We start from the raw sequence: 11,508 nt of genomic DNA on the forward strand, positions 1-11,508 counted from the left end.
AGCCCTTGTTGATCAGATCATAAAGCAACTGCTGATCGGGATCAGTCAGTTTTAGGGTTGGCTGATGGTTGTTATCAACGTTTTTATTGATCGGCTGATCAAAAATAATATAATCCTCAAGGATATCATTCGGCTCGGTGACTAGTTTAGCGCCTTCCTTCAGTAATTGATTGCCGCCCGCCCAGTTTGATCCACTAATATCACCGGGAATCACGTAGACGTTTTTGCCTTGTTCTAATGCATGGTTGACGGTAATTAATGAACCGCTTTTTTTGCGGGCTTCAATCACTAGAATTCCTTGTGACAGCCCACTAATAAGCCTGTTTCTTTGGGGAAAATGAAAGGGCAGGGGTTTTTCACCGAGATTAAATTCTGAAATAATCAGGGCTTTCTCGGTCATCAGATCAAAGAGCTTTTGATTGGCGTAGGGATAACACCGGTCAATCCCGGTACCAAGAACAGCAATCGTGCTGCCCACTTCATTGACACTGCCCCAATGACTCTGGCCGTCGATGCCAGCGGCTAAACCACTGACGATTGTAACCCCACGGGATGATAGCGACTGGGCAAATAGTCGGGCAAACTTTTCGCCGGCCACCGTTGGGCTGCGCGAACCGACAATCCCAATCGATAGTGGTGCATTGAGTAAAGATAGATCACCTTTGGCATACAAGCCTAAGGGTGGCATATAAAGGTTTGAAAGCGATGTCGGAAATTTGGGATCGTAGCGGGTGATAAATTGAACATTGTTTTTTTTCAGGTAAGATAAATCTGCTTGGGCTTTTTTGAGTGATCTGTCCTGATCAAAATAATGCAATGCCTTTTGGTCAATGATTTTTGTCTTTGCAAGACTTTCAGCACTCAATGAAAAAATCACTTCTGGGGATATGAATTGTTCAAGCAGGATATTTTTTTGTTTGACTGAAATTTTTTCAAGACGCATAAACCATATCCAATAAATTAAATCCTTCATCCTTCCAGTTTCCCTTCTTATCAAAATCAATATTGATATCGATTATCTTAACACCAGTATAATGGTAATCAAAAGTCTTTGCAAATAAAAAGCCCCTGCGCCAGAATCTCATCTCAGCGCAGGGACCAAAGAATAATTATGATAAACACTTAAAACGAATAATTACTCAATAACTTTTAAATTCGTATCAATATTTTGGGTGACATCCTCGCCAAACCATTTCATTGATATCTCTGTTAGTTTTCCCTTTTCTCGCAAGGCGTCCAGAGCTGTATTTAATTGTTCGTTGAAGGCTGTATCAGCTTTTCGAACAGTTATACCGATCGGTTCGTTTGATAAGACATCGGAAGATACCGCATAGACCTCTGGTTTTAAAGTGGTATAAAACTGAGCCACACTGATATCGGTCATGATATTATCAATCTGCTTTCCTTCAAGGGCAGCAAAGGCGTCAAGCATGGCATCAAATTTACTGACCGTATATTCAACACCTTCCTGGGTTTTTAAAGCTTCAGCGGCGTAGTCAGCAGTGGTTTCAATTTGAACCCCGACCGTTTTACCAGCCAGATCTTTTGGTGTTTTAGCTTGCGCTGCGTCGGTACGAGAGACAATTACGATCCCATTAGCAAGATAAGGATCAGTCATATTAAATCCCTTTAAGCGGTCTTCAGTAATACTGGTTCCAGATAAAACAATGTCATACTGGTTGGCATTCAGACCGTTAAAAATTCCGTCCCAAGCAGTTGGTACCCACTTCATTTCAACCCCAAGTTCCTCTGCCAGTGCCTCACCCAGGTCAATGTCAAATCCAACCAGCTCATTGTTTTCATCCCGGAATTCTAGTGGCAGATACATATCATTTGTTCCGGCAGTCAAAACGCCATCGGCCAGCGGATCTTCACTACTGGCTGAATTACCGGCACACCCCGTTAGTAATAGTGTCGCTGCCAATACCATTGTGATCAGTAAATAACTTTTTCTTTTCATTTTTTTCCTCCTTGTTGTGTAAACTGTCTTACATTATATTTTGCAATGCATAAAAATTCAAGTATTATTTGTCCAAAACATTTATCTAAGCATTTATCTAAGCATTTATCTCAATAAAATAAACAGCTGGAATCCCCCTTTGTGGTGGAATCCAACTGTTTAATTGTTTTGGCGATTATCTTAGCGTCCTTCTGATTCCCGGTTCCCTGGAATCAACAGCACTGAAGCGGAGGCATGACGAACAATATTATGACTGACACTGCCTAAAAAAATCTCCTTGATAAAGCCCCGACCCTGTGTTCCCATGACAATCAGGGGGATATTTTCTTCGGCAACACGTTTAATTATTTCTGAGGTTGGCGCGCCATAGCGTATTTGGATATCGACTTCGACATCATTTAGTGCCAGCAGTTCTTGCTTGAGTTTTTCAAGCCGGTCATGATCAAGCTCATTAAATTCAACCAAACGATGCAAAAGATAGGGATTAATTTTAGATTCATCTTGAATATGGAAGATGGTCACTTTTTTAACGCCGCTTTTAACCATTTCCTTGACTTGTTCAAATGCGATATCAGCATTCTCTGAAAAATCTGTCGGAAATAAAAGATGACGGGTCAAGTCACTTTCATCTTCCGGCAATTGTTCTTTGTGCTGCTCGCGCACGACCAAGATTGGTTTTGTCGCCCCATACAAAATATTATAAGCAATCCCACCTAAAAACAGTGAACTGACCAGTGAATGCTTCTCGGCACCGACAACAATTAAGGAAGATTGATCTTCCTCGGCGATCTGATTGATCTCTTGCTTAATATTGCCGGAAATAATGCGTGTCTTGACGGTAAATCCGTGATCTTTTAAAATTTCCGACTGTTTCTTTAAATTTTCATTGAAAATCGATATTAAATAAGAGTTAACGCCAGTATCGACATCCTGGGGGTTAAAACATTGGACAAGCAAACAGGCCTTAGCACCAAGCTTCCGCAGGCTGCGAACGCATTTAACCATCTCAGATGATGCATTTGAAAGCTCAGAAACAACGATTATTCGATCAAACATATGCGACCTCCTCGTTTATTAAAATTGGTAATAATAGTGGATTACCTTAGGTTAGCCCTGATTGGCAGTATTTATCGTTCTTCTGCGGTGAGATTTAGTAGGCTGTCATCATCGCTGTCGATCAAAGCCAAAGAATTCTTCAGGTTATTGGTTAACTGCATCCGCATTTCTCGGTGGCTTTTAATGTATTGATCGGCATTGCTTTTATAAATTGACAGCGCCACTTCTATTTGGGTCTTGCAAGTTAAATCAAAGCGATCTAATTGTTCCTGTAAATCAGTCACCTGACTGACCAGGGTCTTATTCTCTTCAAGTAAATGCGTTTTTTCAGCTAACAAGGCACTGCGTTCCTTAAGGATATCCTGATATTGACTTTCTAAAACGCGACTAGCCGGCTGCGTTTGTCCACCAGCTGAAAGACCGGATCCCGCATCGATAAGATTCTCCCTGGCATAGCTATTAAGCTCATCATTTAGATCTTTAACCATCGCTTTTAACTGATGCAGCTGTGCCTTCAATTCGACACTTTCCTGTTCATAAATCAGGTATTCATTAAGCTTATTTTGTGTTTCGGTTTCACTAGCAGCAGGAATTAATTCAGCAACCGGAGTAGCAGTATCATCGACAAGGCGTTCGTTAATTAATTGATTCAATGCCTGATTTTCTTTTTTTAGTTCGTCAAGCTGATCTGACATGTCACTTTTTGAACTTTTGCAGAGATTATACATTTCCCCATATTGATCGCGTTCCTGCTTTAGCATCGCGATCATCGCAGCATACTCGTCAAGCCGGCTGTTAAAGGATTCTTCGGCGCTGCGCAAGTTCTCAGATAAGTTATCGATATATTCAGTTACTTGTTTTTTACTATAGCCGTTCATTTCTTTACCAAAAGACAATTTTGTTTTCGATTGAACGGACTTGTCTCTTAATTCATCTAAGGTTAATTGTTCCGATTTTTTTGCCATTGCTAATCATACCTTTCTAAATTACTGACTGATTGTGAGCTGCTGGTTTAAGTCAATCTTTAAGCGATCACAGGATCCTGATCTGACTTCCAGTACCCAAACTGTTTTACTGATATGAGGGCTGACTTTTCCCGGAGCCAAAGCTTTCTCGATATGGAGTATTTCCCCATCTTTAGACAAAAATATCGCATCAATCGAAAATTTCATCCCAAAGGTGTGGATCTGGCTACATTTATTTAACAAAAGCCCCTGATTTTCATTGAGACCCGCTGTTTTTAATAAACCAATCAAGCGCGCAGCGAAATGATCAGCTATTTTCACATCACTAAATAATATCGACTCATCTCTTTGCACCACGCATCTATTCATTAATTATACCCCTTATCCAAACTGTTTAACAAGCTGTAATATTGTTGGTCCCAAAAGAACGATAAATAAAACCGGCAGCACAAAAAAAACTAAGGGAATCATCATTTTGACGGGTGCCTTCATCGCTTTTTCCTCAGCTCTTTGCCTGCGTTTGGTACGCAATTCTTCGGATTGTGCTTTTAATACCTGGTTAATCGGGATCCCTAATTGTTCAGCCTGAATGATTGAACCAACAAAGCTCTTTAACTCTTCAACTGAATTACGGTCGCCCAAACTTTTGAGGGCATCTTTTCGTGGCTTGCCAAAGTTGATCTCTGAGTGAACGATGTTTAGTTCCGCAACTAGAACCCCACTCAAACGCTCACCGATTTTAATTAGCGCTGAATCAAACCCTAAGCCGGCCTCCATGGTAACACATAAGATGTCCATGATATCGGGCAACTCATCAGAAATAGCGCTTTGACGTTTATTGATTTTAATTTTCATAAATAATACCGGGGCAATTATGCCAGTTAACATGCTGATAAATATCAATAATAATTCATTTAGTAGATTCCATCGGGTAAAGATAGTGACAACAAATGCGCCAATAAAAAAGACCCCAAAAACCACCAGCCGAATGGCATTATATTCATTGACGGCCAGCTGCAAGCCGGCATGCCTGAGGTTTGTTTCGGTTTTGTTGTTTTTGGAAACGCTTTTTTTGGGGAACAGCGATGACAAATTTTTAATCAATGATTGATAGATCGGTAAAATAACCCTTTGAAAAAAAGGCTTTTCAAATTCATCTTGGAGATCATTTTTATTGCGTTTTTTAATCGCATCAAGTCGTTTCTTTTTGGTGTCTGAAACCTTTGCCTGATTATAAAAAATGATTAAGATTAGCACAAAAAGTAGCGCTGAAACACTTACTGCTAAAAATCGCATTAAATTTCACCTCGTCGCTTTTAGAATTTTATATTGACAATTTTCCTGATCAACAGGTAGCCGATAATTTCCATAATCATTGCAATAACAATCATGGCGATACCAAGATTTGATTCAAAAAATATTGTCACATAGTCGGGATTAAAAAGCATAAAAACCAGAATAATTACAACTGGCATTAAGCCAACCACCAGCCCTGATGTTCTGGCGGTCGCCGTTAAAACCTTGATCTCGTTCTTTATTTTAAAGCGTTCTTTGATGGTTCCTGAGATACTTGTCAAAATTTCAGAGAGATTACCGCCAGTTTGACGCTGGATCAGAATCGCTGAAACAATCATCATAAAGTTCTGACTCCCGATTTTGTCGGAAAGGCGGGTCAGCGAGGTTTCGATTGAGCTTCCTAATTTTAGTTCTTTAACAACCCGCCCAAACTCTTCGGAGATGGGATCGGGCATTTCGGTCGAAATACTGACTAGCGCCTGTTGAAAAGTCAGTCCGGCCTTTAGGCTACTGCTCATGATGCTGATCGCGTCAATCAGCTGCTGTTCAAACAATTCGACCCGCTTGGCTCTTTTTTTGTTGACATACAGAGGTGGTGTTAATAATCCAAACACGAGTACCATGATGACAAAGATGATATTACTGCCCAGCATAAAAAGTAAACTCGAAGGGATGATCGCTAAGGCAATCCAGAATATCAAAAACTCGGACGGTCTGATCAGAATTCCGGACATGGCCAGGTCATTTTCGAGTTTTTTCAAAACCTTATGATCAGACTTATTTCGGTTTTTTTTGACCCTGGTGATACTGGCCAAATCGAAATTCCCCTTGCTTGTCATCGCATCAAATCTTTTTTGCATCTGACGCTGTTCGGCTGAAAGGGCGTACAGCAGTAACAATACCAGAAAAAAAACTGCTGCCATCATCAGTAAGGTGAGTATTAATGCGTTCATTTTATTACCTCATTGCCGTTTCTTTATTCAATAAACCAATCATCATTGATCATTACCCCGTTATGGGCAATTTTTTCCAAACACCGGGGTTTTATTCCCATGCTTTTAAAGCGCCCCTTAAATTTCCCATCGGTATCTAATTGTCCAGTCATTTCATAACTGAAAATATCCTGCATGACGATCACATCGCCCTCTAATCCGGTGACCTCAGTAATATTGACAACCTTTCTGGTGCCATCGCGAAGGCGGGATTGCTGGATGATGACGTCGATCGCTGAGGTGGTTTGATCCCTTATTGCCCGCAGCGGTAAATCCATCCCCGACATTAAAACCATCGTCTCGATTCGGGACAGCGAATCTCTGGGGGTATTGGCATGAATTGTGGTCAACGAGCCGTCATGGCCGGTATTCATGGCCTGAAGCATATCGATGGTTTCAGCAGACCGGACTTCACCAACAATAATTCGGTCTGGCCGCATCCGTAGGGCATTGACAACCAGTTCGCGAATCGATACCTTACCTCTTCCTTCGAGGTTGGAGGGGCGGCTTTCTAAGGTAATGACATGATCCTGCAATAAGCGAAGCTCGGCGGAGTCTTCAATGGTGATGATCCGTTCGTTATCGGGGATAAAACTTGAAAGAACGTTTAGCATGGTTGTTTTACCACTGCCGGTTCCGCCAGAGACAATAATATTTAGCTTACCTTTAACGCAGGCTTCCAAAAAGGACAGCATTTTTTTAGAAATTGATCCATAAGCCAGTAATTGATCGGTAGTAATCGGCTTCTTTGAGAACTTTCGAATCGTAATAACCGGGCCGACCAGTGATAGTGGCGGAATCACGACATTCACCCGCGAGCCATCCTTAAGGCGGGCGTCGACCATCGGACTGGCTTCATCAATGTGGCGGCCGACTGACGAAACAATCCGATCAATGACATTTAAGACATGCTGGTTATCTTTAAAAACCACCTGTGACAATTGAATTTTACCACTTTTTTCAATATAAACGCGGTTATAGCCATTAACCATAATTTCAGAAATGTCCGGATCATTTAGTAGTACCTCAAGCGGCCCATAACCGATGATTTCATTGAGTAGTTCCTCTGTAATGCGGCTACGGTCAAGCCGGTTAACGTTTTCAGCTTCAGCAGTCATGACGTTTTCTAAAATTCTTAATATTTCGATCGGATTTTCTTTGTCGACCTTATCACCCTTGCTACTGTTAATTTCATTGATCACTTCCTGATGGACTCTGTTTTTTAAATCCTGATGGATATCAATGTGAATAATTTCCTTTTTTCCTTCTTCCTGGGACTTGTCTTTCTGTCCCAGTCGCTGTTGTTCCATTTTTTCCAGAAGTCCCATGTGTTTACCTCACCTCTTGATTTTTATTAACTAACCCGTTGATTGATTGTGTTGACGACATAATTAGCAAGTTTTTTTAGATCCTTGCCGATTTCTGATTTAGGTGCATCCAAGACAATCGGAACCCCCTTATTATGTGAGGTAATCGCCGTTTTAAAGTCAAATGTAATGGTATTTTTAAGCGGTTCATTCAAAACCCGCTGCATATCCTTAAGACTGATCAGACCTTTTGTTAAACGATTGATAACAAATTCCGTTTTTTCTTTCTGCTGCAGCGAGTCGAGGATATTAAGGGTAATTTTGGTATTACGCAAGGTTGAAATATCCGGCACCGAAACCAACAGCACCAGATTGGAATTTTCAATCGCAACCATCGTAATATCGCTAAACATCGGGGCGGTATCGATCAAAATATAATCGTAGAAGGGGCGCATTGTGTTGATCATTGTTTCAATGTTTTTAGGCGTGACATACTCGGCATATTCGGGACTTTTAGGGGCACAGACAAGGCTGACCCCAGAAAAATGGAGCGCCATCATCCGTTTAATGGCATCAATATCGCCGGCATCGTTACCCTGGGACAATTCTGAGATGGTATCCTTGGGATCGATGTCAAAATAAACATTGACATCGCCAAATTGCAGATCGCCATCGATGATCGCTACTTTTTTGCCCATTTTAGCCAGTGCCACGGCTAAATTTACGGTGATCGTGGTCTTGCCAATCCCGCCTTTTGCACCAAACACCGTAATAATTCGTGATTGCATGTTATTAGAAGCCGAGGAATCGGCATTTTCCAGGCGAGATCTTTCCATATAATGAGCCAATTCAATATTTTCGGTTAGTGTTTCAACGTCAATTGGAAATTGCAATACTTTTCTGACCCCGGCAAGCATGACTTTTTCAAGCATCCCGACATCAAAACGATCACATAAGAAGATTACCGCACAGCCGGGAATCTTTATATAGATTTGTTCTGCCAAATCAATGGCATCACTATATTCATCATCAAACTGAATGATAATCACATGGGGTTTGATACTAATGGCTTTCTCCAAAACACTTTCATCCTGCTTCGAAAATCCGATAAAGGCAATCTTATCACTTCCAAGCAGGCTTTTGATTTCATAGATGCGGTTGTCATTATTCCCGATAATCATTACTTTGATCTTTTCCATTGTACCCCCCAGATTCTCTTAATTAGTTATGCAAATTTTGGTTCTTGCGCGTTGATGTGTTTAGGGACTAAATGGCGCTTGGCCTAAGGTGTCATTATCAACAGGAGAACGCAACACCAGGCGGTATCGTGGCTGAGGATCAATCGCTAAAGCATAATTCATTCTCGTCACGTCAGCAGCAGGTGCAGATACGGTTACCGAGGTGTAGGTGCCGCCCTTATCACCGGAAGCAAGTGGCCCGATTTTAATAATTTCGAGGTTTTCAACGACAAGTTGTGAAGTTGCTCCGTCTTTAGTAAGTAAAACCGTCACCAGATCAACCCGATCGCCCTTTGTTAAATAACCACCAACCCCTTTTTCCTCGTCAACAAGAATGGTCACCGCACGATAATTTGGCTCAATCGAGTAGGACAGATTATCATTCTCCTGGTTAATATCACTTAGCCGACTTGTCAGAATCTGTTCGTTTGCTTCGATCGTTTCTTTGCTAATCCGACCTAAGATATCATCCTGGTTACCGATTGATAGTTGGTGAACCGCTTCAATAGGCACCTCGGAAGTTTTTAGCATTTCTTTTTGGATAATGGTTCCTTTGGGGATCGTTTGTGTCGCCAGCACGACAGGCTGTGTTTTTAAGCGGCTGCCCTTTTCTAGCGAGGTGGCAAACTGAAAAACCGCGATACCGGTAATTATTGAAACAAACAATGCTATTACTATGAGTTTTTTCATCGATTTCTCCATTCACTTAATCACTGCGCTTTTAATCTATCTACCCAAAGTTTGGCTAAATATTTATTATTCTGATAAGATTAGACTATATAAGCCAAAGTCGCCTACCGATCCTTCGCCAACATTATGTCCAGAAGATGCGCCATCGGAGATCATGTTTAAAAAGGAACCGGTGATATAGCCGTCATTGGTTTGATGCTCCAGTAAAAAGGCCGCAAATCCCTCCACCACCACCGTTTTCTTATCTGTTCCGAAAGAGTAAATGGGCACTTTTACAATCCTTGGGCAGGATGGTTCGAAATTTTCCACCGTACAACCGGGACCACCGGATAAGGCTCCAAAATGGGTACAGGCGTCATACCTTTCTTCAAAGCCCTGATAAGTCGGGCCAACCATGTTTCCGCTTTCTTCTAGCAGAATATCCCCGACACTGATTTCGCCGGCATAGCCCTGAGCAATCCAAATCCGATAATCGCTGGCCCCGCCCCCTTTTCCGTCGAGATCTAAAGCTCCAAAGAAAGAAGTCGAGCCACTGTGAACCCCATATTTTAAGGTCACATGAGTTAAATTATTACTGGTTATCCGGTTTTCGATCTCATCTTTTGTTAACCCAATCGGAACAACGCCAGTTGTTCGGATAACCGGGGAAAGTTTTGCAACAGCGGTTCTTGAGAGATCCAGAAAGTCAATCCCAAATATCTTGGCAAAATACATCGGGACTGATTCATCAACAGTTACCCGTATTTCAGTATACTGGCCGTTGCTGACCTTACCTAAAATAATATCATCCTGGCTTAAATTCTCAAAGCCATTGAGGTTGGCATAATTGATGGCACTATTTTTAATTTGATTTATTTTTGTCAAATTGCCGGTTTCAATCGGTAGCAATCGCCCCGATGAATAGACCGCTGCATCGGCTGCCTTTTGTTGTTCACCAGTGCTTAAATAGGCCAAGCCCAGATCGATTACCAAAGCTAACATGCCTAATATCATCACCATCGATATCGCCACAATAATCAATACATTGCCGTCTTCGTTACCTTTTGTATCAAATCGCGACAGATGTTTTTTTAATAATTCAATTCGTTTTTTCATTTATTCCACCTTCATAGTGCAGGATGAAGAAAGATTCATCGTTTCACCCCGAACAAAAACGCCCACAATCGGCGTTAATATATTAACGTCATCACTGATATCAACAATGACATCGCCCAAACGCGGATTTGAAGTATTGGTAAAGGTAACGGTAATAGTGGCTGTGCTGGCAATGTTGTCCGGCGCAATCGCCCGGATATGGGCTTCTATGGCAGTTTTACTGGAAGCATTAACGATCGCATAGCGGGCGCCCTCTCGGGAAGCATAATCAATACTATTCTGATTCATAAATAACCAACCAAAATCGATGATTGCACACAAAATCATAATCAAAATTGGTAAGGTTATTGCAAGTTCGACAACGGCCTGGCCGTCTTCTCTTTTAATCCATTTGATTATGTTTGTAAGCATTTTTCCTCCCCGATCATTATAAAATGATCTTTATTTTGCTACGATTAATTTGAAAAAATAATAGCGATTTTTCGGTTCATTAAAAAAGGCATATTGATCACGTCTGGCAGAAATTTCTACTCTGACGTTGCCAATATGCCACTGGTTTCTTCACAGTAAACACAATAACTACCTTAGGCTTTATGCTGCTAATTGGGTTCCGATATCGGTAAAGAATTGACCAATTTGTGGGCCTAATAACCAGATCGCGGCAATCGCTGCTAAGGCAATCCCAGCGATAATGAGTCCATACTCAACCATGCCCTGTCCATCTTCTTCTCTTAACATTCGTGTAAATACGGTTTTCAGTTCTTTCGTCTCCTTTTGGTTTGATTTTTTGGGGGTGATCTTTAATGAAGCGTGCGGTTTTTGTCTTGTGAGTATAATTTGCATATGTCGTTAACGATTTCCCGGTTTGTTTGCCAGCAGTGCGGAAAAACCTCTCCGCGCGCGTTGGGT

General features: G+C 41.4%; 13 protein-coding genes. All 13 read right to left on the reverse strand.

Translation table 11 applies throughout. From position 1 onward, the window contains the following. On the reverse strand, nucleotides 1–943 hold a 943-nt coding region (dprA, locus tag QZ998_RS16650; protein ID WP_296562021.1), incomplete at its 3' end, for a DNA-processing protein DprA. Between the two features lie 192 nt (nucleotides 944–1,135). Then, complete coding sequence (locus QZ998_RS16655; protein WP_296562023.1) at nucleotides 1,136–1,960, reverse strand: ABC transporter substrate-binding protein; 825 nt, start codon at nucleotides 1,958–1,960, stop codon at nucleotides 1,136–1,138. Nucleotides 1,961–2,140: 180 nt separating this feature from the next. After that, on the reverse strand, nucleotides 2,141–3,016 hold the full coding sequence (locus tag QZ998_RS16660) for a universal stress protein (RefSeq protein ID WP_296562025.1): 876 nt from the start codon (nucleotides 3,014–3,016) through the stop codon (nucleotides 2,141–2,143). Between the two features lie 71 nt (nucleotides 3,017–3,087). After that, nucleotides 3,088–3,981, reverse strand: a complete 894-nt coding sequence (locus QZ998_RS16665; protein ID WP_296562026.1) for a hypothetical protein — start codon at nucleotides 3,979–3,981, stop codon at nucleotides 3,088–3,090. Between the two features lie 21 nt (nucleotides 3,982–4,002). Beyond that, complete coding sequence (locus QZ998_RS16670) at nucleotides 4,003–4,350, reverse strand: DUF192 domain-containing protein (RefSeq protein WP_296562027.1); 348 nt, start codon at nucleotides 4,348–4,350, stop codon at nucleotides 4,003–4,005. 12 nt (nucleotides 4,351–4,362) lie between these two features. Beyond that, nucleotides 4,363–5,277 (reverse strand): type II secretion system F family protein, encoded by a 915-nt coding sequence (locus tag QZ998_RS16675; protein WP_296562028.1) that lies wholly within the window; start codon nucleotides 5,275–5,277, stop codon nucleotides 4,363–4,365. Between the two features lie 20 nt (nucleotides 5,278–5,297). After that, nucleotides 5,298–6,230: a type II secretion system F family protein gene (locus tag QZ998_RS16680; protein WP_296562029.1), complete on the reverse strand. Its 933-nt coding sequence runs from the start codon at nucleotides 6,228–6,230 to the stop codon at nucleotides 5,298–5,300. A gap of 23 nt (nucleotides 6,231–6,253) precedes the next feature. Next, the gene (locus QZ998_RS16685; protein WP_296562030.1) at nucleotides 6,254–7,597 is read right to left on the reverse strand and encodes a CpaF family protein; all 1,344 of its coding nucleotides are present in this window, start codon (nucleotides 7,595–7,597) and stop codon (nucleotides 6,254–6,256) included. Nucleotides 7,598–7,623: 26 nt separating this feature from the next. Further along, nucleotides 7,624–8,775 (reverse strand): AAA family ATPase, encoded by a 1,152-nt coding sequence (locus tag QZ998_RS16690; protein ID WP_296562032.1) that lies wholly within the window; start codon nucleotides 8,773–8,775, stop codon nucleotides 7,624–7,626. 60 nt (nucleotides 8,776–8,835) lie between these two features. Beyond that, complete coding sequence (cpaB, locus tag QZ998_RS16695; protein WP_296562033.1) at nucleotides 8,836–9,504, reverse strand: Flp pilus assembly protein CpaB; 669 nt, start codon at nucleotides 9,502–9,504, stop codon at nucleotides 8,836–8,838. Nucleotides 9,505–9,570: 66 nt separating this feature from the next. Further along, nucleotides 9,571–10,599 carry a pilus assembly protein TadG-related protein gene (locus tag QZ998_RS16700; protein ID WP_296562035.1) on the reverse strand — a complete coding sequence of 343 codons (1,029 nt, stop codon included), beginning with the start codon at nucleotides 10,597–10,599 and terminating at the stop codon, nucleotides 9,571–9,573. Next, entirely contained in the window at nucleotides 10,600–11,010 is a 411-nt protein-coding gene (locus QZ998_RS16705; protein WP_296562036.1) for a TadE family protein, read from the reverse strand. It lies immediately after the preceding gene. 180 nt (nucleotides 11,011–11,190) lie between these two features. Then, nucleotides 11,191–11,337 carry a Flp family type IVb pilin gene (locus QZ998_RS16710; protein WP_296562038.1) on the reverse strand — a complete coding sequence of 49 codons (147 nt, stop codon included), beginning with the start codon at nucleotides 11,335–11,337 and terminating at the stop codon, nucleotides 11,191–11,193. Nucleotides 11,338–11,508: the final 171 nt, after the last annotated feature.

Origin of the sequence: uncultured Acetobacterium sp. (assembly GCF_927416815.1) — a bacterium.
Classification (GTDB): domain Bacteria; phylum Bacillota; class Clostridia; order Eubacteriales; family Eubacteriaceae; genus Acetobacterium.

What these genes read in the sequence shown, in the direction of transcription:
- QZ998_RS16655 (WP_296562023.1), bottom strand. Translation starts at nt 1,960, where the DNA reads ATGAAAAGAAAAAGTTATTTACTGATCACAATGGTATTGGCAGCGACA.
- QZ998_RS16665 (WP_296562026.1), bottom strand. Translation starts at nt 3,981, where the DNA reads ATGGCAAAAAAATCGGAACAATTAACCTTAGATGAATTAAGAGACAAG.
- QZ998_RS16670 (WP_296562027.1), bottom strand. Translation starts at nt 4,350, where the DNA reads ATGAATAGATGCGTGGTGCAAAGAGATGAGTCGATATTATTTAGTGAT.
- QZ998_RS16680 (WP_296562029.1), bottom strand. Translation starts at nt 6,230, where the DNA reads ATGAACGCATTAATACTCACCTTACTGATGATGGCAGCAGTTTTTTTT.
- QZ998_RS16660 (WP_296562025.1), bottom strand. Translation starts at nt 3,016, where the DNA reads ATGTTTGATCGAATAATCGTTGTTTCTGAGCTTTCAAATGCATCATCT.
- QZ998_RS16675 (WP_296562028.1), bottom strand. Translation starts at nt 5,277, where the DNA reads ATGCGATTTTTAGCAGTAAGTGTTTCAGCGCTACTTTTTGTGCTAATC.
- QZ998_RS16685 (WP_296562030.1), bottom strand. Translation starts at nt 7,597, where the DNA reads ATGGGACTTCTGGAAAAAATGGAACAACAGCGACTGGGACAGAAAGAC.
- QZ998_RS16710 (WP_296562038.1), bottom strand. Translation starts at nt 11,337, where the DNA reads ATGTTAAGAGAAGAAGATGGACAGGGCATGGTTGAGTATGGACTCATT.
- QZ998_RS16705 (WP_296562036.1), bottom strand. Translation starts at nt 11,010, where the DNA reads ATGCTTACAAACATAATCAAATGGATTAAAAGAGAAGACGGCCAGGCC.
- QZ998_RS16700 (WP_296562035.1), bottom strand. Translation starts at nt 10,599, where the DNA reads ATGAAAAAACGAATTGAATTATTAAAAAAACATCTGTCGCGATTTGAT.
- QZ998_RS16690 (WP_296562032.1), bottom strand. Translation starts at nt 8,775, where the DNA reads ATGGAAAAGATCAAAGTAATGATTATCGGGAATAATGACAACCGCATC.
- cpaB (WP_296562033.1), bottom strand. Translation starts at nt 9,504, where the DNA reads ATGAAAAAACTCATAGTAATAGCATTGTTTGTTTCAATAATTACCGGT.